26 protein-coding genes are annotated in these 26,194 nt (G+C 44.3%); 18 read left to right on the top strand and 8 right to left on the bottom strand.

The features are described from left to right. Positions 1–100 precede the first annotated feature (100 nt). On the top strand, positions 101–2,188 hold the full coding sequence (gene fusA / locus AC4MRV_RS14970; protein ID WP_491188133.1) for an elongation factor G: 2,088 nt from the start codon (positions 101–103) through the stop codon (positions 2,186–2,188). Between the two features lie 91 nt (positions 2,189–2,279). Here fusA and AC4MRV_RS14965 read toward each other — a convergent pair whose 3' ends face one another. Beyond that, positions 2,280–3,212 (bottom strand): LysR substrate-binding domain-containing protein, encoded by a 933-nt coding sequence (locus tag AC4MRV_RS14965; protein ID WP_491188132.1) that lies wholly within the window; start codon positions 3,210–3,212, stop codon positions 2,280–2,282. A 97-nt stretch (positions 3,213–3,309) separates the two neighbouring features. On the opposite strand from AC4MRV_RS14965, the gene AC4MRV_RS14960 reads away from it, so the two are divergent. Continuing rightward, a complete protein-coding gene (locus AC4MRV_RS14960) occupies positions 3,310–3,513 on the top strand; it encodes a DUF1127 domain-containing protein (RefSeq protein WP_491188131.1) in 204 nt (67 codons plus the stop codon). Here AC4MRV_RS14960 and AC4MRV_RS14955 read toward each other — a convergent pair. From AC4MRV_RS14955 to AC4MRV_RS14945, 3 genes are all read right to left on the bottom strand, one after another. Beyond that, complete coding sequence (locus AC4MRV_RS14955) at positions 3,510–4,424, bottom strand: LysR substrate-binding domain-containing protein (protein WP_491188130.1); 915 nt, start codon at positions 4,422–4,424, stop codon at positions 3,510–3,512. The two genes, AC4MRV_RS14960 and AC4MRV_RS14955, sit on opposite strands and share 4 nt — an antisense overlap. Positions 4,425–4,522: 98 nt before the next feature. Further along, complete coding sequence (locus tag AC4MRV_RS14950; RefSeq protein ID WP_491188129.1) at positions 4,523–6,208, bottom strand: AMP-binding protein; 1,686 nt, start codon at positions 6,206–6,208, stop codon at positions 4,523–4,525. 130 nt (positions 6,209–6,338) lie between these two features. Then, entirely contained in the window at positions 6,339–7,076 is a 738-nt protein-coding gene (locus tag AC4MRV_RS14945) for a helix-turn-helix domain-containing protein (protein ID WP_491188128.1), read from the bottom strand. A 469-nt stretch (positions 7,077–7,545) separates the two neighbouring features. Here AC4MRV_RS14945 and AC4MRV_RS14940 point away from each other — a divergent pair, with 469 nt between their 5' ends. The 15 genes from AC4MRV_RS14940 to AC4MRV_RS14870 all read left to right on the top strand — a co-directional run bounded on the left by AC4MRV_RS14940 (position 7,546) and on the right by AC4MRV_RS14870 (position 20,209). After that, complete coding sequence (locus AC4MRV_RS14940) at positions 7,546–7,710, top strand: Flp family type IVb pilin (protein WP_491188127.1); 165 nt, start codon at positions 7,546–7,548, stop codon at positions 7,708–7,710. A 121-nt stretch (positions 7,711–7,831) separates the two neighbouring features. Beyond that, positions 7,832–7,996, top strand: a complete 165-nt coding sequence (locus tag AC4MRV_RS14935; protein ID WP_491188126.1) for a Flp family type IVb pilin — start codon at positions 7,832–7,834, stop codon at positions 7,994–7,996. Between the two features lie 23 nt (positions 7,997–8,019). Continuing rightward, on the top strand, positions 8,020–8,532 hold the full coding sequence (locus tag AC4MRV_RS14930) for an A24 family peptidase (protein ID WP_491188125.1): 513 nt from the start codon (positions 8,020–8,022) through the stop codon (positions 8,530–8,532). Between the two features lie 25 nt (positions 8,533–8,557). Continuing rightward, a complete protein-coding gene (locus AC4MRV_RS14925) occupies positions 8,558–9,904 on the top strand; it encodes an ATP-binding protein (RefSeq protein ID WP_491188124.1) in 1,347 nt (448 codons plus the stop codon). Then, entirely contained in the window at positions 9,901–10,644 is a 744-nt protein-coding gene (gene cpaB / locus AC4MRV_RS14920; RefSeq protein WP_491188123.1) for a Flp pilus assembly protein CpaB, read from the top strand. The genes AC4MRV_RS14925 and cpaB overlap by 4 nt, the downstream gene beginning before the upstream one ends. A gap of 8 nt (positions 10,645–10,652) precedes the next feature. Next, positions 10,653–12,116, top strand: a complete 1,464-nt coding sequence (locus AC4MRV_RS14915) for a type II and III secretion system protein family protein (protein WP_491188122.1) — start codon at positions 10,653–10,655, stop codon at positions 12,114–12,116. A gap of 9 nt (positions 12,117–12,125) precedes the next feature. Beyond that, positions 12,126–12,392 (top strand): hypothetical protein, encoded by a 267-nt coding sequence (locus AC4MRV_RS14910; protein WP_491188121.1) that lies wholly within the window; start codon positions 12,126–12,128, stop codon positions 12,390–12,392. A gap of 16 nt (positions 12,393–12,408) precedes the next feature. Then, complete coding sequence (locus tag AC4MRV_RS14905; RefSeq protein WP_491188120.1) at positions 12,409–13,626, top strand: Tad domain-containing protein; 1,218 nt, start codon at positions 12,409–12,411, stop codon at positions 13,624–13,626. After that, positions 13,623–14,054 carry a TadE/TadG family type IV pilus assembly protein gene (locus AC4MRV_RS14900; RefSeq protein ID WP_491188119.1) on the top strand — a complete coding sequence of 144 codons (432 nt, stop codon included), beginning with the start codon at positions 13,623–13,625 and terminating at the stop codon, positions 14,052–14,054. The genes AC4MRV_RS14905 and AC4MRV_RS14900 overlap by 4 nt, the downstream gene beginning before the upstream one ends. Then, positions 14,051–14,536: a TadE/TadG family type IV pilus assembly protein gene (locus AC4MRV_RS14895; protein ID WP_491188118.1), complete on the top strand. Its 486-nt coding sequence runs from the start codon at positions 14,051–14,053 to the stop codon at positions 14,534–14,536. Before AC4MRV_RS14900 ends, AC4MRV_RS14895 begins: the two co-directional genes overlap by 4 nt. Before the next feature lie 9 nt (positions 14,537–14,545). Next, complete coding sequence (locus AC4MRV_RS14890; protein ID WP_491188117.1) at positions 14,546–15,772, top strand: CpaE/TadZ family protein; 1,227 nt, start codon at positions 14,546–14,548, stop codon at positions 15,770–15,772. Positions 15,773–15,798: 26 nt separating this feature from the next. Further along, on the top strand, positions 15,799–17,268 hold the full coding sequence (locus AC4MRV_RS14885; protein WP_491188116.1) for a TadA family conjugal transfer-associated ATPase: 1,470 nt from the start codon (positions 15,799–15,801) through the stop codon (positions 17,266–17,268). Positions 17,269–17,281: 13 nt separating this feature from the next. Beyond that, positions 17,282–18,250, top strand: coding sequence for a type II secretion system F family protein (locus AC4MRV_RS14880; RefSeq protein ID WP_491188115.1), 969 nt, complete (start codon positions 17,282–17,284; stop codon positions 18,248–18,250). Position 18,251: 1 nt separating this feature from the next. After that, the gene (locus AC4MRV_RS14875) at positions 18,252–19,196 is read left to right on the top strand and encodes a type II secretion system F family protein (protein WP_491188114.1); all 945 of its coding nucleotides are present in this window, start codon (positions 18,252–18,254) and stop codon (positions 19,194–19,196) included. A 2-nt stretch (positions 19,197–19,198) separates the two neighbouring features. Further along, a complete protein-coding gene (locus AC4MRV_RS14870) occupies positions 19,199–20,209 on the top strand; it encodes a tetratricopeptide repeat protein (RefSeq protein ID WP_491188113.1) in 1,011 nt (336 codons plus the stop codon). Positions 20,210–20,250: 41 nt separating this feature from the next. On the opposite strand, the gene chrA is transcribed toward AC4MRV_RS14870, so the two are convergent. Next, positions 20,251–21,396, bottom strand: coding sequence for a chromate efflux transporter (gene chrA / locus AC4MRV_RS14865; protein WP_491188112.1), 1,146 nt, complete (start codon positions 21,394–21,396; stop codon positions 20,251–20,253). A gap of 104 nt (positions 21,397–21,500) precedes the next feature. Between chrA and AC4MRV_RS14860 the strand changes: the two genes are divergently transcribed. Continuing rightward, the gene (locus AC4MRV_RS14860; protein WP_491188111.1) at positions 21,501–22,409 is read left to right on the top strand and encodes a LysR family transcriptional regulator; all 909 of its coding nucleotides are present in this window, start codon (positions 21,501–21,503) and stop codon (positions 22,407–22,409) included. A 3-nt stretch (positions 22,410–22,412) separates the two neighbouring features. Here AC4MRV_RS14860 and AC4MRV_RS14855 read toward each other — a convergent pair whose 3' ends face one another. From AC4MRV_RS14855 to AC4MRV_RS14845, 3 genes are all read right to left on the bottom strand, one after another. Beyond that, complete coding sequence (locus AC4MRV_RS14855) at positions 22,413–23,492, bottom strand: phosphatase PAP2 family protein (RefSeq protein ID WP_491188143.1); 1,080 nt, start codon at positions 23,490–23,492, stop codon at positions 22,413–22,415. 81 nt (positions 23,493–23,573) lie between these two features. Next, the gene (locus AC4MRV_RS14850; protein ID WP_491188110.1) at positions 23,574–24,917 is read right to left on the bottom strand and encodes an MATE family efflux transporter; all 1,344 of its coding nucleotides are present in this window, start codon (positions 24,915–24,917) and stop codon (positions 23,574–23,576) included. 355 nt (positions 24,918–25,272) lie between these two features. Further along, complete coding sequence (locus AC4MRV_RS14845; protein WP_491188109.1) at positions 25,273–26,112, bottom strand: SGNH/GDSL hydrolase family protein; 840 nt, start codon at positions 26,110–26,112, stop codon at positions 25,273–25,275. Positions 26,113–26,194 lie beyond the last annotated feature (82 nt).

Genomic DNA, 26,194 nt, shown 5'->3' with positions numbered 1-26,194 from the left:
AGAAAAGTTTTTTTTATGACAACAGCACGCAAGGGTATCAGTCTTGACAGATTGTGATATACTCTGCGCGCAATTTATACCTTATAAACAGAGTAAGACAATGGCAGATTTATCAAAGTACAGAAACATTGGTATTTTCGCGCACGTTGATGCGGGTAAAACTACCACCACTGAGCGTATCCTTAAGCTTACTGGTAAAATCCACAAAACTGGTGAAGTACACGACGGTGAGTCTACAACTGACTTCATGGAGCAGGAAGCTGAGCGTGGTATTACTATCCAGTCTGCAGCTGTAACTTGTGAGTGGAATGGCCACCGCCTAAACGTAATCGATACTCCGGGACACGTTGACTTTACAGTAGAAGTATACCGTTCACTTAAAGTTCTTGACGGTGGTATCGGTGTATTCTGTGGTTCTGGTGGTGTTGAGCCTCAGTCAGAAACAAACTGGCGTTACGCGAACGACTCAGAAGTTGCTCGTCTGATCTTCGTAAACAAACTAGACCGTATGGGTGCAGACTTCTTCAACGTTGTTGATCAAGTGAAGAACGTACTAGGCGCTAACCCACTAGTTATGACTCTGCCAATCGGTCGTGAAGACGATTTCGTTGGTGTTGTAGACGTACTAAACCGTAAAGCTTACGTTTGGGACGAAACTGGTCTACCAGAAAACTACGAAATTCAAGACATCCCAGCTGACATGGTTGATGATGTAGAACAGTACCGTGAAGAGCTAGTTGAAACTGCTGTAGAGCAAGACGACGACCTAATGGAAGCTTACATGGAAGGCGAAGAGCCAACTATCGAGCAACTAAAAGCTTGTATCCGTAAAGGTACTCGTGACCTAGCGTTCTTCCCAACGTTCTGTGGTTCTGCATTCAAAAACAAAGGTATGCAACTTATCCTTGACGCTGTTGTAGATTACCTACCAGCTCCAGCAGAAGTTGATCCTCAGCCTCTAACAGATCCAGAAACTGGTGAGCCAACTGGCGAAGTTGCTACTGTATCTGCAGATGAGCCACTAAAAGCGCTAGCATTCAAGATCATGGATGACCGTTTTGGTGCACTAACATTCGTTCGTATCTACTCTGGCCGTCTGAAGAAGGGTGACACTATCCTTAACTCTGCGACTGGTAAAACTGAACGTATCGGCCGTATGTGTGAAATGCAAGCGGACGAGCGTAACGAACTTACTGAAGCACAAGCTGGTGACATCATCGCTATCGTAGGTATGAAGAACGTTCAAACTGGTCACACTCTATGTGATCCTAAGCACGAATGTACTCTAGAAGCTATGATCTTCCCAGAACCAGTAATCTCTATCGCTGTAACGCCAAAAGATAAAGGCGGTTCAGAGAAGATGGGTATCGCTATCGGTAAGATGGTTGCAGAAGATCCATCTTTCCAAGTTGAGACTGACGAAGATTCAGGTGAAACTATCCTGAAAGGTATGGGTGAACTTCACCTAGACATCAAGGTAGACATCCTTAAGCGTACTTACGGCGTTGAGCTAGAAGTAGGTGCTCCACAGGTAGCTTACCGTGAAACTATCACTCAAGCAGTTGAAGATAGCTACACGCACAAGAAGCAGTCTGGTGGTTCTGGTCAGTTCGGTAAGATCGACTACCGTATCCGCCCAGGTGAGCCAAACTCAGGCTTCACGTTCACTTCAACAGTTGTTGGTGGTAACGTACCTAAAGAATTCTGGCCTGCAGTAGAGAAAGGTTTCGCGTCTATGATGCAAACTGGTGTTCTAGCTGGCTTCCCAACTCTAGACGTAGAAGTTGAACTATTCGACGGTGGTTTCCACGCAGTTGACTCTTCAGCTATCGCTTACGAAATCGCTGCTAAAGGCGCATTCCGTCAGTCTATGCCTAAAGCTGGTGCGCAACTTCTTGAACCAATCATGAACGTTGACGTATTCACTCCAGAAGACAACGTTGGTGACGTAATCGGTGACCTTAACCGTCGTCGTGGTATGATCAAAGACCAACAAGCTGGTACTACAGGCGTTCGTATTAAAGCAGACGTTCCTCTATCAGAAATGTTTGGTTACATCGGTCACCTACGTACTATCACTTCTGGTCGTGGTCAGTTCTCTATGGAATTCGCACGCTACGCAGCTTGTCCAGCAAACGTTGCTGAGCAAGTAATCGCAGAAGTTAAAGAGCGCGAAGCTAAGAAGTAATTCTTACTTTAGCTAGATAGCTTTGAAAGCCCCTGAAGTGAAAGCTTCAGGGGCTTTTTTATTAACTTAGTAAATAATGAATTCAAAAGAGCTATCTAGGACTCGGACTATTAATGATTTCTAGCCCTAGATGGTCTAGCTTCTTGCATTCTTCAGCTTGGCTGAAAATCCACTCGCAGAAGCGCTGTACCTTTTCTCTCTTAAAGTAAGCACTAGGCGCACACAGAAAATAATTGTAATCGGTTCGCTGAGCCAAGTTACCAATCCTCACCAACTTGCCCTCGTTAATGTATCGCTGTGCTAACGTATGTTTGGCTAATGCGACGCCTTGAACGGCTAACGCCCCCTCTAACACAAAGTGAGATCCATTGTATTTAAGCGTAGGTTTAGCAGCTTTATGACCAATATTTTTAAGCCATATCCCCCAATCTAGGTCGCGCCAATAGTCTTCAATTAGATCGGCTCCAGTTAGGTCATGTAAATCGTAAATATTGTGCTGTTCTTGGTATATAGGATGACAAACTGGGTATAAAAGCTCTTCTATAAGTAACTTTGAATGAAGGTTTGGATAGTTACCTGGACCGTAACGAATACACAGATCTATGTTCGAATTTTGAAAGTCAGCAAGATCACTCGTAGGTTCGATCATTAACTCTAGATCTGGGTTTTGTTGTCTGAAGTGGCCTATTCGTGGGACTAGCCAATGTTGAGCGAAAGATGGCAATGTAGAGATTGAGAGTTGGTTTGGATTTGGGTCTTGGTTTATTTGCCGTATCCCTCGGTGCAAGTGCTCAAATCCTCTTTGAGCCTCTGCGTACAGAGTTTCACCTTCCATGGTCAAGGTTACTCGGCGATGTTGACGCAGGAACAGGTCGGTACCTAAAAAATCCTCCAGTTGCCGAATTTGCTGACTAATAGCTGCCGCAGTGACATACAGCTCTGCTGCTGCATCTTTAAAACTGCCTAGCCGAGCGGCAGTATAAAAATAATAGATTCCCTGCAACGGAGGTAGACGATCCTTCACTTTAGTTTTCCTTAACTGATAGTCAATTTGTATCGTTTGAGCGATATAGCTTCATAGTTAATCATTTATTCGTGGAATTCAAGAAAAGGGGACAAAGATGGATATTTCAAACTCTAGATGCTATTCAAACTGCTCAGAGCCGAAAGCTTGGGAAAATAAATTCTTAACTAAAGTTGGTGTATGGTGGAGGAATTATCGCACTCGTCGACACCTTGAAGATTTGTCTACTCATCTGCTTGAGGACATTGGTTTAACAGAAGAGCAGGCTCAACAAGAAAGTGTTCGCCACTTTTGGGATTAGGTTGAGCCTGTAGATTCGGATATTTCATTGTGAAGCCAGTTGGCAAAAGCGGCTATTCGTTTTCTTCGAGGAGACTCATCGTCATAAAACAAGTTGAATTGTATGCCCGGTGTCATACCTATTTCAAAGGGCTTGATGAGTAATCCTCGATCTACATAGTCACTAGCCAGTGAATCAGAGGCTAAGCAAGCTCCATGTCCGGCCATTACGGCATTCATGGCATGATCAAAAGTACTGACATCCATCCATTGTACCGACTCTTTGTTCATAGTGACGCCAGCTTGGGCAAACCAAGTTTGCCAAGGGTAACCGCCAGATTCATAATGGATAAGCCAGGTGCTGAGTAGTTGCTCTGGGCTATATAGACCAATACTTTGAGCTAGATTAGGTGAGCAAAATGGATAAATGGTTTCTTCAAATAAAAACTCTTTATGCAGCTTGCTATCGCTGTTTATGTCTAACTCGTCACCTTGCCAGATAGCAAGATCGGCATCCCCTTGTTTTAAGTTTGGGGCATCACAACTGGTTAAAATACGGATTGGGATATTGGGGTGCTGAGTGGAAAACTTCCATAGTCTTGGAAGAAGCCAACGGGATGCAAAAGAGGGGGTGGAGCTAACACAAAGCAAACCTTCAACAGGCTCACTCTGGATTTGATTTAGACCGCTGACAATGGTCTCAAGCCCTTGTGAAACATGACGATACAAGATCTTACCTTGTTCCGTAAGACGCATTTCTCGCCCATCTCGGACAAACAGTTTACAACCTAAGCCATCTTCTAGTTGACGTATTTTTTGGCTTACTGCTGCTTGGCTGATAAACAGCTCTTCAGCTGCGCGGCTGTAACTGTTTAGGCGAGCCGCAACCTCAAAATAGCGTAGTCCTGGTAGATGATGCAACCTAGCATCCATACATACATCCTGTATAAATCTAAAAGAGGGGAGCAATCATAATGTCTTTAATTGCAAAGCAAAAGGAGAGCTTTCGCTCTCCTTTTAGTTGATTAGGATTATTCTTCCCAAACGACCAACTGACCTTTTGGCCAGTTTTGGCCAATATCGTGGTACTTTTGTTCAAGTACATGACGCTTTATCTTTAAGGTTGGCGTTAAGATACCGTTTTCAATGCTCCACGGATCTTTGATCATCAGTACCCCTTTGATCTGCTCATGTGATTCTAGCTCTTGGTTCATACGAGTGACGACTTTCTTCGTCGTGCGCTCATAGCGAGCTCGATCAAAGTTCGGGAAGTCATGAGGGACAACCAACAATATTGGTGCTGGGAGTCCTAGACCAATCAAACACATCATCTCTACTCGACTGTATTCAAAAAGCTTTTTCTCGATAGGTACCGGCGCAACAAACTTACCTTTTGCGGTCTTAAAGTTGTCTTTTTTACGGCCCTGAATCGTTAGATAGCCTTCATTATCAAGAGAACCAATATCTCCTGTGTGCAACCAACCATCGGCATCGAAAGTTTCTTGGGTAGCTATGTCATTTTTATAGTAACCCGAGAATAGACCTTTACTGCGTACCATGATTTCATCATCTTCCGCAATCTTAAGCTCAATGCCAGGTCCGGCATTACCCACAGTACCAATCTTATCTGCACGGAACGGATAATTTAGCGTGGTATATGCGAAACCTTCTGTCATGCCCCAAGCTTCGGTGATATTTAGGCCAACACTGTGGTACCAATCAAGAAGCGCTGGTGAAACGGGAGCAGAGCCACAGCCGAGTACGCGAGCTTGATCTAAGCCTAAGCCGTCGGCAAGTTTCTTCTTAATAAGCGAGTTTACGAATGGAATTTTCAGAAGAATGTTGAGTTTTTTCTGCGGTAGTTTGTCTTGAATTCGTTGTTGGAACAGTGTCCATAAGCGCGGAACAGAAATAAACAGCGTAGGTCGCTGCATTTTTACATCTTCAATAAAGGTATCGAGAGACTCTGGGAAAGCGGTCTGTACACCACCGAGAATCGATGAGCCAAAAATATAAACTCGCTCAGTGATATGCGCGAGCGGTAGGTAAGAGAAAAGGCGATCATTTTCTTGGATGCCTATGTGGTCAATCAACTTTTGCACTGACCAACTGAACGCTCCATAGGTGAGCATTGCGCCTTTCGGTAAGCCCGACGTACCAGAGGTGTAAACCAGTGACATTAGCTTATCATCATAATGCTCAGGTCTATCTTCACTTGGTTGAGACTTCTCAATGAGGTCTTTAAAACTGTATTGGCATTGAGGTGCGCTATCGTAAGGCAGAGATATCGTGATCAAATCGGGTTGCGATGCAATGACTTGTTGAGTCGCCGCGGCATCATCTAGCTTACCGCCGATCAGTACCTTACTTTCACTGTGAGTTAAACAGTACTCGATCGTATCGGCTCCAGCGGTTGGGAAAATAGGCACGCTGACGAAATCACCAAGCATCATCGCTAAATCACAAATAAACCATTCAGCACAGTTTTTCGATATTAGTGCGACTTTATCGCGCGGTTGTAAGCCGAGTTCCTTTAAAGCGGAGACAAGCTTCAGTGCTTGATCGGCCACTTCTGCATACGTGAACTCAACAAATTGGCGATTAATGATTTGTTTTAGGTAGACCTCATTGGGACGTTCCTCGGCCCATTTTAAGATCATTTCATTCGGTGTAGGGAGAGCACAAGTTGGTTTGCTTAACTCGTTAGGCTGAATCATTCTCTAACTCCATGTTATTGGCAAAATTGAGATTTAATTTTTATTGTTAACAGCTTGTTAACTTTAGCATGGAAGAGGAACGAGAGTGAAGTGCTGAGGAAATAATATGAAGTAAGGTGTGATGATCGTACTAATGGAGTTGTCGGTACACCGCCGGACTTAAGCCCGTTTTCTTTTTAAATATTCTAGAAAAGTAAGAAACGTCATGATAGCCGCATTGAAAGGCGATAAAGGAAATCTTTTCTTTTCGCTCGCTTGTAAGTAACTGTTTAGCAAGATTGATTCTTTTTAAAACTAAGTAGTCTCGGAAGCTCACGCCAATTGCTTTATGAAAGAATTTTGAGAAATAAGTGACTGAATAATGGCAGTATTCTGCGATATCTTCTTCACGAATTGTTCTTGAAAGGTTTTTGTCGATATAGCGCAAAATTTCTATTAGATCTTTGCTTACATTTTGCTTTTGGATCATTGATGTGAGTTTATGGATCTCCAAGATTTCTTGGTGCTTAGTGTATTGATAGTGAATTTGCTCGCTGAGAGCTTTGGCCCAGACAGAGTCAACTGGTTTGGATATATCGAAGGTCTTTAGGACGATATCGAGGGTCTGAATCTCAATAGGTAGTTCTTCTGTATGAAGGACAACTAAACTTTTATTTAGGTTTTGGCATAGCTTAGCAGCGGTAAGGAATAGTGAATGATAAGAGTCATCATAGAAGAAAAAGCAGAAATGAATGTTTGACTCACTAAGTACTGAAACATCATAACCGTAATCTTTGATATCAAAGTATTCATCGAGGTCTCGAACTAAGTCTTTAGAAACAAACGAAATTGATTGTCCGAGCCAATAACCACTGTGTAGTACGTTCAATTAAGTTAACCCTAAATTAGTACTGAATTATAAAGATAAGGTTAGGCTAGAGGCTACCTAAGGACAACTTTGGTTTGAGAATCATTCTGTCCCTTTTGATATAACTATCTTTCATTAGGACTATTTTTGGGAGTAAGATCTACATTTGTTTCCTTATTAATTTTGTCAAGTATCATAACTGAGACTGGTTGATTAAAGACGTAATTTCCTTAGATATTGCAGGTCTCCTATATGATTTCCTTATAATAATTAATTATTTATGGGTTGTTCGTAAAAGCGTGATTAGATCTTTTAATGACAAAAATATCGATAGCAACCTGTGTTTTTTCTCATAAATATCCAAGTTTTCATTTTTCTTATAGCAAAAAAGTACCAAAACTAGCCAAAAAAGTCCTAACTCGTCCCCACATAAAACTCCTAATTTATAAGTAAGCAAGACGCTGGGTACTTGTTCGAAAGGAGACAGACTATGACTAAAGTACTAACTAACATCAAAGCATTTCTAAAGGATGAAGAAGGTTTGACAGTGGTGGAATACGTAGTGGGTGCAGGCCTGCTAGTTCTTGGGTTGTCGGGTATTTTTGGAGCGTTTAGCTCTGTACTTGAAGCCGAGCTTAACAGCGTGTTTAGCTAACGATTCACCCTTCAATCTTTCCTTCGAGGAAAGCAGGCATTTTTCCTAATTCCTACTAATATAGTTGTATAGATTTGAGTAATAGAAAAGGACCAAATCTATACAACAGTAGGAGTTGGTTATGTTACTTCACCAAAAAACAATAGATTTCTTTTTAGACGAATCAGGTTTAACCGTTGTTGAGTATGTTGTGGGAGCTAGTGTGATGCTAGTTGGGCTTTCTGGTCTTTTCGCTGCATTTCGCGATGTTTTGTCCGAAGAGTTTGATTCTTTATTCAGCGAGTAATATGAAGTCAAGGTAGGTATATCGTGGAGTACTTTATCTGGTTTGTGTTGCTTACTATCGCCGTCTCTGATGCCAAAGAGCATCGCATTCCTAATCTTCTCTTAGCTATCTCATTGGGTTTTTGTGTTGCCAAAATGGTGATGCAGCCTGAGCTTTCTCCTAGTTGGGCAGACGCATTTCTGGGTTTAGTTGTCATGTTCAGTGGAGCGCTTGTCTTGCATGTTCTACGTGTTATGGCTCCTGGGGACGTTAAGTTGTTGGGTGTAATTGGTTTTTGGCTTGGCTGGGGGCAGTTGCTTGACGTTTCTTTATGGATTGCGGCCACCAGTATTCTAGTTGGCAGCATCTATGCGCTTGTTCGAGTTGCTGGCAAAGAGCACAAGATGAGAGAACAAGTTTCGAAGTACAAAATGTTGTTTGCTTATGGGAGAACAGGTACGAAAGCTTTGCTAGATGATGACACTGAGTCCGCGAAGTTAAGAATGCCTTTTGCTCCTGTTGTGGTTATTGGTGTGGCATTACATAGCTACTTTTAGCGAGTAGAGCGAGAAAGGAGTCTCTATGGTGCAATCGAACAAGGAAGTAAAACATCGAGTAGAGCTAACCCCTCAGGCTGAGGCACCACCCGTCCCGACCTCTTTTGATGCGTTGAGAATACCTCGCGCAGTACTTGAAAACTTATTGGTGAAACACTTAGCCGCCTTTCCTAAATCCGACATTCTGAAGCTAACTGAGCTGATGTGTATTAACAGTCACATGATTGAGGACATGTTAGCGGACCTGCGCGCTAAATCTCACGTGGAAGTCTATCAAGGAGCTGCTGCTGGTTTTGGTTCTCAGACCACAGGTAACGTGCGTTATGGGTTGTCAGAACAGGGGATGCAAGAAGCCGACGAAGCTTTTGCAAAAGATGCATACCTTGGGCCTGCACCTGTTTCTCTTAATGATTATGAAGCGATGGTAAAGGCCCAAGATGTAAGGGCGCAAATGGTGAATCGCCAAGATGTGAGTTTTGCGTTATCGGAAGTGTTGGGTGCGGAACGTATGATTTCAGTTCTTGGACCTGCGATTAATTCTGGCCGAGCATTGTTGCTCTATGGTGATGCGGGTACAGGTAAAACTTTTGTCGCGACTAGGCTACTCAACTCACTCAACACATCGGTTTATGTCCCATACGCAGTATATGCTGCAGGAAACATTATTAAAGTGTTCTCGCCACAGCACCATAAAAGGGTTTCCAGTCCGGAAATAAAGTCCATCACGTTTAAAGAGCAATTCGACCGTAGGTGGGCGTTGTGTGAGCGACCAAGTATTCAGGTCGGGGGCGAACTCACAATGGATATGTTGGAAGTGAATCACTCCGAACACAATCGAGTTTGGATGGCACCTTTGCAAATGATGGCGAACAACGGCATTTTCATCATCGATGATTTGGGTCGTCAGCCTATGCCCGTCGATACCCTGCTAAACCGTTGGATTGTTCCAATGGAGTACTTTTACGATTACCTCAATCTACCTAATGGCCAGCAAATCACGATTCCTTTTATTTTAACTCTGGCTTTTTCTACGAACTTAGATCCTGAGAAGATCAGTGATCCCGCTTTTTTACGTCGACTTGGCTACAAAATCCAATTTGGACCCCTGTTAAAAGAAGAATACCACTCACTTTGGAGCATGTTTGCAGAATCCAAGAAGCTTAGTGTGAGTGAAGAGAGTTATGAGAAGTTATTTGAATTGCATAGTCAGCATCGCGTCGGTTTCTATCCTTGTATTCCAAAGGATATTGTTGGTATCAGCCGAGATATCATTGTTTTTGAAGAAGTAGAGCCAGTTATCTCCCCTGAAATAGTGAGCCGCGCATGGGAAGTGTATTTTACCGCTGACGGTAAAGGAGGAGGAGAGCGATGAGCAGAAATCAGGTCATATTACTATTTTTGCTATCTATAGTTTTTGGCTTAGGGGCAGTTTTTTTTGCTAAGCAGTGGATGGATAGACAATTACAACCTCAAACAGAAATGGAGCTGGTAGAGCGAGAGCCTGTCATTGTCGCCAGCCAAGAAATTCCGGCCGGGACTCCAATTGAAGAGCAACATATTACCAGTAAGTTGCTAGAGGTGGAGTGGAGAAATGAAGGCCAGTTCTCGACTGCTGAGGAGTTGATTGGTCAAGTGGTTGCGACAACAATTTTCCCCGGTGAGGTGTTACATCAAAACCGCTTAACGGTACCAGGGGAAGGTTCAACTCTGGCCTCATTAATTCCTGAAAACAAACGGGCTGTGACGATACGAGTGAATGACGTTATTGGTGTCGCAGGTTTTCTTTTGCCCGGAAATAGAGTCGATGTACTCAATACCATCAAATACAGCGCAACCTCTGCGAACACCGTCACTGTATTGAAAGATATTAAAGTACTAGCCGTTGACCAGACTGCTCGGAGCAAGGAGAACAAGCCGATTATTGTTCGAGCTGTGACCCTCGAAGTGTCTCCCAAAGATGCGGAGAAGTTGTTAACGGCCAAGAGTAAGGGAGAGATTCAGTTAACCCTACGAAACCCTCATGAAGAAGAAAAAGTCGTCAAAAAATACATTGCACCGAGTGTCACGATTCTTAAAGGCACTGAATCAAGCAATGTTCGAGTCAGGGATTGAGGTGAGCTATGTTGAAACGGATTTTAGTTATTTTAGTAAGTATATGTTTTTCATGCAGTGTGACCGCGGCAACTCAGTCAGGAAAAATCGTCAAGGTGCCTCACCATAAATCGACCCATGTCACTTTGGCTGGTAAAGCAAAGCGTGTGTCACTTGGTGACCCGGAAGTACTCGACATCGTGATGCTTAAATCGGATGAAGTCTTCCTTATTGGTAAGAAATTAGGTTCAACGAACTTAATGGCTTGGGATAGTCGTGGACGATTAATTGAGTCGATTAATATTGAAGTTACCCATGACCTCAATAGTTTGAAAGCGAAGCTCTATGAGTTTTTGCCTGATGAAGCGATAGAAGTACACAGTGCTCAAAATCGATTGATTCTCAGCGGTCAGATTAGCAGTCAGTCTGCTATGAACATTGCATTAAGAGTGGCGGAAACCTACTCGGCAGGGCAAGAGGCTGATAAAGAAAATAAATCACTAAGCGAGCAAGTCCAAAAAACGGGTGTGATTAACTTGATGACCATTGGTGGCGCTCAGCAAGTTATGTTGGAAGTCACTGTTGCAGAAGTTCAGCGCAGTCTTGTTCGAAAGTTTGACTCTAACTTCCACTTTTTCGAAACCAACGGCAGCTTCTCTTGGGGTGGCACGTCAGCAGGAGCGATCATTGATGACGTTGGTGGAGGAATTGGCCCAATATTTAACACGCCAGGGATAGACAGCACTGGATTGCTGGGGACTTTTATTGATGGCGATACTCTCTTCACCTTTGCATTAGATATTGCTAAGCAAAACGGGACGGCAAAAGTATTAGCAGAGCCGAACTTAACCGCACTTAGCGGCGCAAAAGCTGAATTTCTGGCAGGTGGTGAGTTTCCAATCCCCGTTCCGGATGAGAATGGAATTACCATTGAATACAAAGAATACGGCGTTGGGCTTAAGTTCATCCCGACGGTTCTCAATGATAAAAACATCAATTTAAATCTCGCTGTTGATGTCAGCGAAATTGCCAATAGCTCTTCACTAACGCTCTCACCTGGTGGAACCAATAGCACCTATGTGATTCCGCCAATCACTCGACGTAGCGCGTCTTCGACCCTAGAGCTTGCAGATGGTCAAACTATCGGTATCGCAGGCCTTCTGAGTGAAAACGTGCGTGATGTCGTGAGTGGTATGCCGGGCTTTAGCGACATTCCGGTGTTAGGGCAAATGTTTAATAGCCAAGAGTATATCTCTGGAGAAACTGAATTAGTGATTTTGGTGACACCAAGGCTGGCAAAACCTATCGATCGAAACAAGGTGTCATTGCCTACGGACTCTTTTGTTGAACCCAATGACTTTGAATACTACTTGCTAGGTCGAGGTGCTTACATTGCGCCGTCGAGCCAAAGTAAAACACAAGACGTACAAGAGACTAACTTCGTGGACCATTCCAAAGGTGGTACCGAAGGGACGTTTGGGCACAGCTTATAAGGGGGCACTATGGACATCAAATTATTAATCGTCGCGCTATTTTGCTCTCAAGCCTTGCTTGTTGGTTGCGTCAATAATGCAGAACGTTTGGGTCAACATGTCGCAAAAGTCAAAACGGCTCAGGTATATAACCCAAATGCGACAAGTGAAAACCTAGGGTTACTTCCTGAGGGCAGTGGTGAACGAATGGAGGGGGCTTATCAAGTCTATACCGGTAAACAAGATACTGACTTGAAAGGCACGGACAGTCAATTCTTAGAAGGGTTCTCAAACTAGCCTTAAGGACGGCACTATGAAAAGGGGAAATCAACCTAAACAACGGGGTATGACGTTGGTTCTCGTGACTGCGGCTATGCTTGCTTTAATTGGTGTGGCGGCGTTATCAATAGACGTCAATCATGCCATGTTGAACAAGACCCGACTGCAAAATAGTGTCGATGCTGCTGCGCTGGCTGCCGCGATAGTGCTAGATAATGGTGGTAGCGAAGCCCAAGCCACCGCGGCCGCCAAGACAACGTTGACCAATGTTGCCAATGCTACTGGAAATTCAGAAATGGATTTCTCATCGGCGCAAATTGTGGTGCAGTTTTCCAATGATCCGGCCACTTTTCCATTCTCTGGTTTTGACCCAGATGAAGACAGCTACACGCGAGTGGCGGTGAGTGACTTTGCGCTAAGTAATTTTTTTGCTCATGTGTTTAGTGTTGATAAAACCTTAGCGTCAACGGCAGTCGCAGGACCAAGTCCTAGCGTTATTGATAGTAATAATATTGTGCCAATGGCAGTTTGTGAAGGTGATTCTTCGGGAAGCGCAGGATATGTATCAGGCGATCTTTATGCGTTGAAAATTGCAGACCAAAAACAAGGCAGTATGGGTTCAGGGAACTATCAATTACTGGATTTTGGATCGGGCGCTAGCACAGTTAGGACGGCACTTGCGGGCGATTATGCAACCTCCGTAGGAGTTGGCGACCAGGTAACAACGAAACCCGGTAATACAGTTGGTCCTGTAGGTCAAGGCTTGAACACTCGATTTGGCGTATATAAAGGAGGCGGTCTTTCCTCTACTGACTATGCACCGGACATTTACGTCAAAGAACCTAAAAAATCACCTTCAATCGACAGTAGCGGCAACATTACATACTCAGATAAAAGTGGTGCGGGCGGTCAGCCATGGTCCTACTCTGATTACCTTGCTGCGCTTCCTGATTGTACAGGAGATAGTGATTGCAAAATCGGTTCAGGGGGACAGCAGAATAGGCGAGTGCTGATTGTTCCAATTGTTGATTGCTCGGGGGCTTCTGGGGGGACTTCTTCTTTTACGGTCACGGCATTGGGGTGTTTTTTCTTACTGCAGCAAGCTCCAACGAATAATGGCAGTAAAGACCCCGTGTATGGTGAGTTCATAGAGGATTGCTCTTCTTTAGGTGGAACACCAGGTCAAGATTCAGATAACGATGGACCTTACCGAATTGTGTTGTATCGAGATCCACACGGAGAAGAATCATGAAAACTTGTCGCAAGCAGAAAGGCCTAGCGGCGGTAGAGATGATCATCACTATCCCCGTTTTACTATTGATTTTAATGGCCATTACGGAAGTAGGAAACGCGTTTATACGTTACAACACGCTCAATAAAATGGCCCAAAATGGTATTCGCTATGCCACCACAGAAATCACAGGTACGGCGAGCTACGATCAAATTGCTGATGTGAATGCAATAAAGAATATCGTCGTTTATGGCTCATCAACCGTCGGTGATGGTACCAAAGCTATGGTGGATGGACTGACGACGTCGGATGTGAATGTAAACCATGCTGGTGGTTATGTAACAGTGACAATCAACCACACTTACACGCCCATGATGGGGGCGTTTCGTAGCGGAATGAACTTTAGTTTTCCACTGAATGCCTCTGCGATGATGAGGACGGCTCCATGAAAAAGCAAAATGGTGTGTCTGTGATTGAATTTACCCTCATCTCAACGGCATTGTTGTTAGTTATCTTTTCGGTGATCGAAGTCGGACGTTACGTCTATTCCCTGCAGGTCATTAATGATATTACGCGTGTAGCAGCTCGTTTAGCTGTGGTATGTCGTGTTGAAGATAGGAATGATATTCCTGCATTAGCCATGCCTGATTATGCCCCCGGGGGAATGACGACGGGCAATCTAGTTATTGACTACTTGGATGAATCGGGAAATGTCGTAACAGGAACTCTGACAGATGACGATGTGTTTTCTACAATTAGATATGTAAGGGCTCGAGTTGTTAACTTTAGCTATCAATTCACAGGCTTATTGAGCTTTGTAAATTTGACTGGCTTATTGCAGGTTCCCGAATTTGAAACGATTCGACCGAGGGAAAATTTGGGGCACCATCGCTGGACGGATACCAGCGGTGATAACAGTACGGATTGCTAGGAGGAATTAATGGGAGAAGCTGTGCAAATAGCACCAGGAGGCAATAGCCCTCCAATTCGACTAAAAACAAATTTAACGATTTGGGTTTTTTATTCCTCAGATGCGTTTCATTTGCATATTAGCCATGAGCTCTCCAAATGTCAGAGCATCAGCTACGAGATGATTTCATTTCATGGCCTGGTCGTTTCTAACCTTGCTCAGTTTTCTCCACCTGATCTCATCTTTGTTGAAACAGGCCCTAACTGGGCGCAAAAAATTGTCGAATTACAACAATTTGAATCTCCTGTAGATAATGGTGATGGGCATGAGGCGTCACTGATTGTGTTTGGTAATGAACACGATAGCGGGGCCCTGAAGATAGCGCTACGAATAGGCGCTGCAGATTTCGTTTCCGATCATGTAGAGATTCAAGAACTGACGCCGTTGCTCAATAACGTGGCGGAAGAAAAAGTGGCGAGCCGAAACCTCGGGGAGTTGATGGTGTTCATGAACTCGAAAGGTGGTTGCGGGGCGTCGATGTTGGCGCTCAACACGGCGATTAAAATGGCTCACGACCATCCAGATCAAGTGATGTTACTAGACCTAGACATTCAATTTGGGGTGGTTAATGACTATCTAAACATTCAGCCTACGTACAGTTTGACCGATGCATTAGCGAACGTGTCTGATTTAGATGAAATCTCGTTGGGCAGCTTGGTGACTAAGCATGAATCAGGCTTACACATCCTTGCTTTTAAGCGAGAGAATAGCCATGAGAATTATGAGAAAGCGAGCCAGCTCAATAAGTTATTACCGTTCTTGCGTGAGCAGTACCCATATGTGGTCGTGGACTTATCAAGAGGTTTAGACCGATTATTTGCGCCTGTTATCTCTCCGGCGACAAAACTGTATATGGTCACGCAACAGAACCTTGTGGCGATCAAAAGCTGTAATCAGATTATTAAAACCCTCTCATTTGAATTTGGGATTAGCCGTGAGCAGGTCGAGATAATCGTTAACCGTTATGAAAAGCGTCAATCCATCAAGTTGAAAGACATTCAGGAAGCGGTGGGGGACGTTGCACTCCACACCTTCCCCAATGACTTTAAAGTAGCACTTGAAAGTGCCAATCTTGGACGTCCATTTGTAGAAGCAAGAAAAGGGAGTGCGTTGTCTAAATCGGTAGGCAAGTTTGTCACTTCACTCCTTCCCCAAAAACAAAAAAAACAAGGCTGGCTAAGCAAGCTTTTCTCCTAGCTAGGTGCCAATGAAGGATTACGACTATGTTTTTTAAACGAAAAAATATCAATCCTGAGCTACAAAAAAAGGTCATTGAAGCTGATAGACAGCAACATCAGTCGAACCAACCGGAGGAAGTTCCGGTTGAAATTAATGAAGATTCGTCCATTAATTCCTTGAAAGAAAAGAAGAAAAAAGAACAGGTTGCGAGCGATAAAGCGGTTGATGATGCGAGAAAACAGCTGGAGCATGAACAAGAAGTAAAACATTACTACCACCAGCGTTTGCTCGAAACCCTTGACTTGGGACTCTTGGCGAGTCTAGAGAAGGAAAGAGCGAAAAATGATCTTCATGATGCGATTGTGCAGTTGATGGCGGATGATCAAACTCATGCGTTGAGTGCTGAGGGGCGCAAACGCGTTATTCAGCAAATTGAGGATGAAGTGTTTGGCTTAGGACCTTTAGAGCCGCTGCTGAATGACCCGTCAGTATCAGATATTTTGGTGAACGGGCCTAAGCATGTTTTCGTAGAGCGCAGGGGTAAATTACAGCAAACGCCATACACTTTTCTCGACGAGAGGCATTTACGCAACATCATTGACCGAATCGTAAGCCAAGTGGGTCGCCGAATTGATGAAGCCTCGCCTATGGTGGATGCGCGCTTGATCGACGGCTCACGTGTGAACGCCATTATTCCCCCATTAGCGTTAGATGGCTCATCTGTGTCTATTCGTCGTTTCGCGGTAGAGAAACTGAACATGGATAACTTGTTGGCGTTTAACTCTCTTTCCCCTCAAATGGCGCAGTTTGTTGAAGCGGCCGTGCAAGGGGCTCTTAATGTTCTCATTTCCGGAGGTACGGGCTCGGGGAAAACCACGACGTTAAATATTTTCTCTAACTTTATTCCTCACGATGATCGCATTGTCACCATCGAAGACTCCGCGGAGCTTCAATTGCAGCAAACCCATGTTGTTCGCCTTGAAACTCGCCCGGCCAACTTAGAAGGTAAAGGTGAAATTACCCAGCGTGATTTGGTTAAGAACTCGCTACGGATGCGCCCAGATAGGATTGTATTGGGGGAGGTGCGTGGCGCAGAAGCGGTGGATATGCTGGCAGCGATGAACACCGGTCACGACGGTTCATTAGCGACTATCCACGCGAATACACCAAGAGACGCGTTATCACGGGTTGAGAACATGTTTGCTATGGCGGGGTGGAATATGAGTGCTAAGAACTTGCGCTCACAGATTGCTTCAGCGATTCATTTAGTTGTGCAAATGGAGCGTCAAGAAGACGGTAAGCGACGCATGGTGAGCATATGTGAAATCAATGGTATGGAAGGCGAAATTATTACCATGTCGGAGATTTTTAAGTTCCATCGCCAGGGCATGGACGAAGAAGGGAATGTGTTAGGTTACTATACCGCGACAGGGGTTGTGCCGCAGTGCCATGATCATTTGTCTAAAAAAGGCTTACACCTTCCTTTCGACATATTTAACGAATCTTATTCGTAGAAAGGGGGACAGCATGCAACAGGACGCGACGCTTTTCTATATCTTACTTTTCTTTGCTGTGGTGTTTATTTCACAAGCTCTGATATTGCCAGCTGCCGGTAGTAAAGCCAAACACAAGCAGCTGTCTCAACGACTGAAGGAGTCACAGTCTAATTTAGACGAAGAAGCGCGCTCATTACTCCAAGAGCATTACATCAAAAGCCTAACACCAATGGATAGAAGGTTGGTGAAAATTGAGCTGTTCTCTTCTTTGAAAAAAACCATTGAGCTATCGGGCTATGATTGGAGCTTGAGTCAAACACTTGCAGTGACACTGATCCTTTCCGTCTGTGCATTTTTGATTGTGTTATTGGTTGGTCAACCTTTCTATATCGGTATCGCGGCGTCCATTGGTATCTGGTTTATTCTCTACTTTTGGTTGAATAAACGCATCTCAGATCGACTTGCCCAATTTGAAGAGCAGTTACCAGAAGCATTAGACATCATGCGTCGTATGCTTCAAGCAGGCCAACCTGTGACTCAAGCATTTAATGAAGTGGGTAATGAGATGCCGGATCCAATTGGAACGGAGTTTAAAAACACGTTTAATCTGCTCAACTTTGGCTATGACATGCGGATGGCAATTATGCAGATGGCTGAACGAACTCCTACCGTATCAATGCTGGCTTTTTCAAGTGCGGTGTTGCTGCAAAAAGAAACCGGGGGCAACTTATCTGAGAACTTGGAAAAGGTTAGCCGTGTGCTTCGTTCTCGCTTTAAGCTGCAGCGGAAAATCAAAACATTATCTGCGGAAAGCCGCCTGTCGGCATGGATACTCGTGCTCTCTCCATTCCTGCTGTTTTTGTTCCTTACATTTATCAATCCGAGTTATGTTGAGCCGCTGTATACCGACCCAAGAGGTATGACATTGGTGAGTGGCGGTATTATTAGTTTGTTTATTGGCTCGATTTGGATTCGCAACATTATCAATTTCGAGGTGTGATATGGATTTTTTATCTTCGTTACTCGAAAACTTACATATTGATGAGCAGGTATTTTTCCTTGGGGTGATATTAGTTGCGACGGTACTTGTCTTCTTTACTCTGTTTCTTGTGATAGTTGGTACTCGCGCACCGATGTCGGTTCGATTAGAGGAGCTAAAGAAAACAGCGCCTGGAGAGAAGCTAAAAAAAGGTCGCCGACTAGGGAATACCTTGGATTCATTGGCGCCAACCTTAACGCCTTCAAACTCTAAAGAGAGCCAAAGTCTACGTCAGCAATTAATGCATGCGGGCTATCATGATGCCAACGCATTGACCATCTTCTACGCAATCAAAGGGGCTGCGATACTTGTAGGTGTCGGCATTGCGGCATTGCTGTACTTCTTTGCCCCTGATCTGTCGAACTTAAAAGTCGCGATGGTTATCAGTGTCGCGGTCGGGCTTTATATGCCAAATGTCGGCCTGAATTATGTCGTGAATAAACGCCAGTCTCGTATTCGAGGTGGTGTGCCTGATGCGTTGGATTTGTTGGTGGTATGTACCGAGTCCGGATTAGGTTTTAGTGCTGCGCTGCGCCGCGTTGCTGATGAATTGATGATTTCTCACCCCGATTTTGCAGATGAATTAGATACGGTGTGTGTAAAAATCAAAGCGGGTGTCGAAATGTCGGATGCGTTTAATGACTTGGTTGAGCGAACAGGTATTAAAGAGCTTGCAGGCCTTGTCACTATGCTTTCGCACGCATCTCGAATTGGTGGCAGCTTATCGCAAACTCTACGTGAATATACCGAAGATTTTCGTGATAAACGTAATCAAGAGATTGAGGAGATCGCGGCGAAAATCCCAACCAAAATGATCTTCCCTCTACTGTTATTTATCTGGCCTTGTTTCTTCATCGTCGCAATTGGGCCATCCATGCTTTCTATTACCTCGACGCTGGGGAACTAATTATGAAAAAACATCAACTCTTCGTCTGGTTATTACCTGTTTTTGTACTTGTCGGGTGCGCCGCGAGCGATGAAAACACCTTGGATACCTCGTTGTACGATGGCAGGCCGATTGACACACTTTCGTTAGAAGAGCCTCCAAAAACAGAGAAAGAAGCGATTACCCGAGGTGATCTCGCGTTACGCCAAGGTAATACCGACCTCGCGTTGTATGAATACATACGTTCATTGTCGTTTGAAAATGGCCAGTTCCAAGATCGCTCCTTGTATAACATAGGACGTATCCATCAAAGCAGAGGCAATCTAGCGTTAGCTGACAGGGCTTTTACTCTTTCCGTAGAGCGAAACCCTAATAATATTCAGTCTTTAGAGCAGCTAGGTATTATTTACAGTCGTTCAGGGGACATTCGTCAGGGAGAGAGTTATTTCTTGAAAGCGATTAATGCGGATCAACTTCGTTTTGGCAGTAAGAAGACATTGTCGGATCAAGATCTCGCAACCGCTGAAGCCGTCTCTGCATTAAAAACAGATTCGAGTTCACCTGACTACGCCTACATGGGATTGGGGGTATTAGCGGATTTAGATGCTGATCATACTCTTGCGCAAGCCTACTATCAGCATGCACTGCGTATTAAACCTGACTCTGTGAAGACATTGACCAACAGTGGATACTCTTACTATATGTCGGGCGACTATCGTCAAGCGCAGCGTTTGAGTCTGCAAGCACTAGAGCAAGATCCGAACAATGAAAAAGCCTTGAATAACTTAGCACTTATTTACCTAGGTAAAGGTGAAATAAACCGTGCCTTGAATGTGTTTACTCGTCATATGGATAAACCTGAAGCCTTGAATAACGTTGGCTACTTTTTAATGTTGCAGGGTAAGCCAGACAAAGCGATCCCATACTTACAGCAAGCGATAGACAGTAAACCGACCTATTACAAAGTTGCGAATGAAAACCTAGAGCGGGCACTAGCGATGGTAAGGGAAGAGCAGGTAGATTCGAAGCAATAGTGAAAAAGGAGAGCTTATAGCTCTCCTTGTAATTTAGGTCGTTAGATTAAGTAGCCTGTAATTAATCCCGCTAGGATAAAGAAGGTAACCATCCAAACAATCGGCAGCTTTAATTGTTTCAGTAAGTAGAAGCCGACCAACACTAATGAGATATCAAGCGGATTAAGGACAGCACTCGTGAAAACCGGCTGGTAGAGTGCCGCAACAAGTAGGCCAACAACAGAGGCGTTCACGCCGTTCACCGCACCTGAGACTTTGGCGTTCTGAGCCAAAGATTGCCAGTTTTTCAATACGCCTAGTAATAGTAAGAAACCAGGTACGAATACACCGAGTGTCGCGATAAGTGCTCCTGCAATAGGTGCCTGTGGTAGCAACTCATAACCTATGTAGGTAGCAAAGGTAAACATTGGGCCGGGTACTGCTTGGGCTGCAGCATAGCCCGTTAGAAAGGCATCCTGAGTTAATTGGTCGCCAACGATGTTTTGCAGTAGGGGTAAAACCACATGCCCACCACCAAATACTAAGCTACCTGCTTGAAAGAAGTCGTTGAACAAGCTTAATGCCGGTACAGTTTGGGAGGCGAGAGGTAAACCAATCAGTAATGCGGCAAATAGTGCTAGTGGCAATATGGATGGCTTGAACTCAAAAGCTTTACTTTGATCTTGGCTACCTAAGAATGTCATGCCAACAAGGCCCGCCGCCAGCAAGACAATCATCTGGGTCGCGATACCTGGAAAAAGAAGCAAAGCAATAGCTGTGATAAGGCATAAGGCAACCGAGAGCTTTTCTTTACAGAAGTTTTTGTACATTCCCCAAGTCGCATCAGCCACTACAACGACAGCCAGCAGCTTCAATCCATGAACTATGTTTTGAAAGGCGTTGGTTTCTGTTAATTGGCTGCTTAAGATAGCTAAGGCAAGCATGATTAACACTGAAGGCAGGGTAAAACCAAGAAACGCCATGCATGCGCCACCAAGTCCACCACGTTTATAACCTAGCGCAAATCCCACTTGGCTAGAGCCCGGACCTGGTAGGAACTGACTCAGTGCGACAATCTGTCCGTACTCTTTGTCATCAAGCCATTTTAGCTTTTCTACAAAGGTGTTACGAAAATAGCCGATGTGAGCGGCTGGCCCACCAAAACTGATCCAGCCGAGCCAGAAAAAGGTTTTAAAAATCGACAGCATGAAACATTACTCGTGTGATAAATACTGCCGATAATGTACAGAATCGACTAAAATGACTCAAATTGATAGTTTTAATAAACATTATGAATCAAATGGGATAAGGGATGAAAGAGTTTAATTGGAAAGAGGTCGATCTCAATTTGCTGGTGGCCTTTCAAGCCGTTTATCTCACGAAAAGTGTCAGCCTAGCCGCAGAGCAGTGTTTTGTAAGTCAATCTGCGATGAGTCACACCTTACAAAGAATGCGGGCGCTATTTGATGATCCCCTGTTTGAGCGAGTGGGCATACGGATGGAGCCCACTTTACGTGCTCATGAGCTGGCGCCTTTGATCGACAAGTTACTTGCTAGTATCAAAAATGATCTATTGAGCAAAAAGCATTTTTCAGCGCAAAGCTATCAAGGTGTTTGGCGAATTGGGTTAACTGACTATGCGGAGCAATTGTTTGCTCCACAGCTATACGATGCGTTAAAAGCGATGTCTCCACATTCTCAGGTTAGCTTCTACAATGTTAACCGCAGTAATTATTGGGATATAGCAGAGAGCGAGGAGCTGGATGTGGTGATCGGTAGTATTGAAAACCTCAATCGTCGATTCCTTTCCCAGTACCTTTATACTGAGCAGCATGTGTGTATGTACGACCCACAAAGTGTTGAGTTGTCTTTACCACTCACTTTGGAGCAGTTCGTCTCGATGCAACACGCTTTGGTCAGCCCTGATGGAAGCTTACAAACTCAAGTGGATAAGCGATTAGCTAAGTTAGGTTATGAACGTAGGGTGGGGGTTGCTTCCAGGCACTTTCTAACCATTCGCCGTTTGTTAGTTGGCAGAGAGCTGATCTGCATAGTGCCGAATCGCTTTGCTGAAATGGAAACAGTAAGTCACGGTTTACTCGCTGTCCCCACTCCGATTGAAGTCCCTGACTTTGATATTTGTTTAGTTTATCTCAAGGCCAACCAGTATGAGGAAAAGAACATCTGTATTCGAGATGTTGTCACTAAAGTTGTTAAGTAGTTTTCAGGCGGCTTGTAGCTTGCGAACAATAGCACCGCTGAATGTCCACAGAAGTACCGTTAGAATAATGCTCAGGTAGCCATCAATGGCGTAATGCCACGCGAGATGAACAGAGCCGATTTGAATGGCGACCACATAGCACCACATAAGGTATCCTAGTCGCGCGTTAAGACGGTAAGCGCCAAGAGCCATCAAGACGGCAATTGACACATGCATACTGGGCATCGCTGAAATACCAGTACCAATACCGCTTTCCCTACCCAAGTATTTGAGCCAAAGGAGATCTTGTACATCCAGAGCCCAAAGAGGAGGGAAGCCGAGTTTTTCTAGTGCCAAGCTTTGGTTAGACAACCGGTCAATTAACTCCAAATAATGAGTGTGGTTCACATCGATCAAGTGTGTATAGCAAGGACCTGCCGAAGACAACAAGGTTGCGATAATACCACCGATTACCAACCAACTCGACATAAAAGTGATCAAGTATTGATTACGTAAAATGGTCATATCTCGTCGGACGATAAAAAACAGCACGCTGCCCCACATCAGCAAAAACCATAGGTTGTAGAGAAAGTTGATCACGAAAGAGCTGTAGATAGAAGAAAACCACTGGTGCGTCAGCCTCCAAGGATCATGGCCAAAGTGAAGCCAGTTATCTATTTGATAGAAGAGAAGATCGTACTGGAAGGGGTTAATGTCTGGGATGATCGACTTTAAATAGGTGTAACAAGAAAACGTAAAGTTAAGCGATAAGACCAAAAGAACGAAGCTAATGGGTTTGGCGATAGGATTAAAAAAGCTGCGTATGGTTTTTAAATAAACAAGCAGAGGGTGGGGCGTTCTGTGGTAAGCCAAATAGATATAGTACCCCGAACTCCATGCGAGAAACGTGATGTAGCAAATCGTGAGTAATGCCCGCAAGTAGGTCGTTAAGTCGTACTTAAGTTGTGATTGCTCGACAAACCATTGGGATGCGAAATAAAGCAGAGCACTGGTGACAAGAACATAGCCGTACAACAGCCTATCGTCGACAATATCGCGCTTTATTTGTTGCCACTGAGATTGATGTGAACTGGAATTGTTCATGGTCAAGTTTGGTATTCTCCATGCTTTTTTAAAGTGTAGAACACCAAGCCAGACCAAGTGGAATTTATAGCTTTGAATCAGTTAGTTGAGGGTAAAGCGAGTCCAGCTTTTTGAACGCCAGCGATATGCCATGATGATGCCTCGGAACCATTCGTCGAGGGCTATGGCCATCCATGCGCCCAGCACCCCATAACCCCAATGCACACCAAACAGGTAACTCATTGCGACGCCCCAACCCCACATACTGATAATGCCCATTTTTACCGGAAACTTGATGTCGCCAGCAGCCTTGAGGGCAGAGATGAAAATCAGGTTAAACACTCGACCTGCTTCAAGAAGGATGGAACCTGCAATTAATGTTGCTGTAAGTGCGGCAATTTCAGGCTCTGTAGTAAAGAGTGGAATAATGCTGTCGCGCAGCAAATAGATCATTACAGTCAAAATAGTCGAGACAATAAACCCAATCACAAAGTACCGTTGAACCAGTTTGAGTATCGAATCTATCCATCCTCGACCGATATAGTAGCCCGCTTGGATTTGACTGCCTTGACCGAGTGCTAAAGCAAAAGCAAATGAGATCCGTGCAATATTTTGTGCATATGTGAATGCCGCTAGTGAAGCGGTGCCCATTTGAACAATAAAAAAGGTAATGCAGATCTGTGCCATGTTATAGGACAGCACTTCGCCAGCATTCATTACGCCAATTTTAATAATACGCGAGTAGATAAGTTTAGGGATTTGGCGAAATTCATTGAAAGGCAGTGGTATGTCGGTACGTTTTACCACTGCCCAAAGGATTAATGTGCCTGTAATTTGGCTGATTACAGTTGCGATGGCTACGCCTTCTACACCATATACCGGTAGGCCAAAAGGCTGATAAAGCGCAATGTAATTGCCGATGATATTGATCACTCCGCTGATCAAATTGACCACCATCGGCGAGCGAGAGTAGCCATGACTGCGCAATATGGTGGTGAGTACAATACCTATGGTGATATTGAATGTGACCGCTCCACTTATCACGAGATATTCGTGAGCATATTGCTCAACTTGCGCCTCTAATCCATACAAAGGTAGGAATTGATAGGCACCAATTAAAGCGATCACACTTAAGCTGATACCAAGAATAATGGATAAGGCAATACTTGCCACGCCGACGTAGGCTGAATCTTGATGACGATTAGAACCATTGTACTGAGCAATGAGTATACCCGTTCCGCTGCTGACCATTGAAGAAACAATAATCAAAAAGAATGACAGTTGAGAGATCACTCCAACGGCTGAGACTGCTTTGTCTGAATACCCACTAAGCATGAACACATCACTGGTATTCAGGGCTGTTCGCAGCAAGATCTCTACAAACAGTGGCCAGGTGAGCGCGACAATGTTCATTCGTTTATCGATGGAAGAGGCTGAATTTGGCATAGGGATGCGTAAAAGGAAAGTCTAACTGGCGATTATATATTCACACTTATAGTAAGGGTAAATATATTCTCAGTGCGTAAGAAAAAGGGCGGCAAGCTCTCGCTTTGTAGGGGAACATTTGTATCATCAAGTTCTGCTCGCGCTTATCGCTCTATTGATTGAATCCATATGGAGGTGAACCAATGTGTGAGTTTACGAGTTTTCTCAATAATAGAGCGAGCATTGTTAATGATCTGAAAAGGCGGTTTTATGTACCGCGAAGGCGAAAACAGGCTCACTGGGCGAGAGCTTGTTGAAATACGCCTGAAGGATACTTCAGGCGTGCTCTACGGTTGGTGTCTATGGCGTATGTTGGTTATTTAGTTTTAAAGTAACTACTGAGTAAAGGCGACAAAGTGTCTAGCCACAAGTTGTAAGCGTTTGAGTTCAAGTGCAGATCATCACAACTGTGTTCTAAAGGTAAGCTGCCTTGTGGTGAGAGAGTTGCGTTGAGATCGATAAAGCGCAGTCCTCTGGCGGAGCATAGTGTTTGCAGCTCTTGGTTGAGTTCAGCAACAAGCCGGTTGAGTGAACCAATTCTTTCTCCCACATAAAGTGTTGATTGTACCCAAACCTCAATGTCTTCACTCGACCAAAAATCGAGCATTTGGCGATAGTTCTCGACGACTTTTGATACCGAATAGCCTTGGGAAAGGTCATTGATTCCTGCCATAACGCACACCAGTTTAGGCTGACATGCTTTGGTGGTACTGAGTCGACGAATCATACCTGAGGTGGTATCTCCTGCAAGGCCACGGTTAGCCAATTTTATGCTTGGCAACGCGTCATGCCATGGCCCCCATTCGGTTATTGAATCGCCAAACATAACCAGCTCAACGGCTGGTGCAAATGCGGAATGGTTATCTTGGGTGAGGATAAATCGGCTCATCTTATGTGCTCGTTGATTCAAGTCGAGGCTTTGCTGGATTCGAGATAAATGCTCGGGTGGCAGTTCTTGCAAAGCTTTCCCATCGATTAAAGTGTCAATTTCGGATTGCAAGGGAGAAATACGCGTGGATAAGCCATGCTCAGTACGCAGTTGGTACAGCTCTTCAACCAAACCGTAAAAGGAGCGATGTTGGTTCTCGTAATAGAGTTCAAACAAGTCTAGGCAATCATTGTCTTTTAGCGCTTGTATTAGTTGGTCCTTGGTCATAGTGCTCTCTTAACTTCGCTGTTTGCGAACAGTAAATTGGCCGAAACTGAGTGTCATTTTAATTGGTTCAAATTGAGAAAAG

It is taken from the genome of Vibrio sp., assembly GCF_984391705.1.
This window is presented reverse-complemented; position numbering and strand designations above follow the sequence as displayed.

Excerpts from the sequence above, each read along its gene's own strand:
- fusA (WP_491188133.1), top strand. The coding sequence starts at position 101 with ATGGCAGATTTATCAAAGTACAGAAACATTGGTATTTTCGCGCACGTT.
- AC4MRV_RS14960 (WP_491188131.1), top strand. The coding sequence starts at position 3,310 with ATGGATATTTCAAACTCTAGATGCTATTCAAACTGCTCAGAGCCGAAA.
- AC4MRV_RS14955 (WP_491188130.1), bottom strand. The coding sequence starts at position 4,424 with ATGGATGCTAGGTTGCATCATCTACCAGGACTACGCTATTTTGAGGTT.
- AC4MRV_RS14950 (WP_491188129.1), bottom strand. The coding sequence starts at position 6,208 with ATGATTCAGCCTAACGAGTTAAGCAAACCAACTTGTGCTCTCCCTACA.
- AC4MRV_RS14940 (WP_491188127.1), top strand. The coding sequence starts at position 7,546 with ATGACTAAAGTACTAACTAACATCAAAGCATTTCTAAAGGATGAAGAA.
- AC4MRV_RS14935 (WP_491188126.1), top strand. The coding sequence starts at position 7,832 with ATGTTACTTCACCAAAAAACAATAGATTTCTTTTTAGACGAATCAGGT.
- AC4MRV_RS14925 (WP_491188124.1), top strand. The coding sequence starts at position 8,558 with ATGGTGCAATCGAACAAGGAAGTAAAACATCGAGTAGAGCTAACCCCT.
- cpaB (WP_491188123.1), top strand. The coding sequence starts at position 9,901 with ATGAGCAGAAATCAGGTCATATTACTATTTTTGCTATCTATAGTTTTT.
- AC4MRV_RS14915 (WP_491188122.1), top strand. The coding sequence starts at position 10,653 with ATGTTGAAACGGATTTTAGTTATTTTAGTAAGTATATGTTTTTCATGC.
- AC4MRV_RS14910 (WP_491188121.1), top strand. The coding sequence starts at position 12,126 with ATGGACATCAAATTATTAATCGTCGCGCTATTTTGCTCTCAAGCCTTG.
- AC4MRV_RS14905 (WP_491188120.1), top strand. The coding sequence starts at position 12,409 with ATGAAAAGGGGAAATCAACCTAAACAACGGGGTATGACGTTGGTTCTC.
- AC4MRV_RS14900 (WP_491188119.1), top strand. The coding sequence starts at position 13,623 with ATGAAAACTTGTCGCAAGCAGAAAGGCCTAGCGGCGGTAGAGATGATC.
- AC4MRV_RS14895 (WP_491188118.1), top strand. The coding sequence starts at position 14,051 with ATGAAAAAGCAAAATGGTGTGTCTGTGATTGAATTTACCCTCATCTCA.
- AC4MRV_RS14890 (WP_491188117.1), top strand. The coding sequence starts at position 14,546 with ATGGGAGAAGCTGTGCAAATAGCACCAGGAGGCAATAGCCCTCCAATT.
- AC4MRV_RS14885 (WP_491188116.1), top strand. The coding sequence starts at position 15,799 with ATGTTTTTTAAACGAAAAAATATCAATCCTGAGCTACAAAAAAAGGTC.
- AC4MRV_RS14880 (WP_491188115.1), top strand. The coding sequence starts at position 17,282 with ATGCAACAGGACGCGACGCTTTTCTATATCTTACTTTTCTTTGCTGTG.
- AC4MRV_RS14875 (WP_491188114.1), top strand. The coding sequence starts at position 18,252 with ATGGATTTTTTATCTTCGTTACTCGAAAACTTACATATTGATGAGCAG.
- AC4MRV_RS14870 (WP_491188113.1), top strand. The coding sequence starts at position 19,199 with ATGAAAAAACATCAACTCTTCGTCTGGTTATTACCTGTTTTTGTACTT.
- chrA (WP_491188112.1), bottom strand. The coding sequence starts at position 21,396 with ATGCTGTCGATTTTTAAAACCTTTTTCTGGCTCGGCTGGATCAGTTTT.
- AC4MRV_RS14860 (WP_491188111.1), top strand. The coding sequence starts at position 21,501 with ATGAAAGAGTTTAATTGGAAAGAGGTCGATCTCAATTTGCTGGTGGCC.
- AC4MRV_RS14855 (WP_491188143.1), bottom strand. The coding sequence starts at position 23,492 with ATGAACAATTCCAGTTCACATCAATCTCAGTGGCAACAAATAAAGCGC.
- AC4MRV_RS14850 (WP_491188110.1), bottom strand. The coding sequence starts at position 24,917 with ATGCCAAATTCAGCCTCTTCCATCGATAAACGAATGAACATTGTCGCG.
- AC4MRV_RS14845 (WP_491188109.1), bottom strand. The coding sequence starts at position 26,112 with ATGACCAAGGACCAACTAATACAAGCGCTAAAAGACAATGATTGCCTA.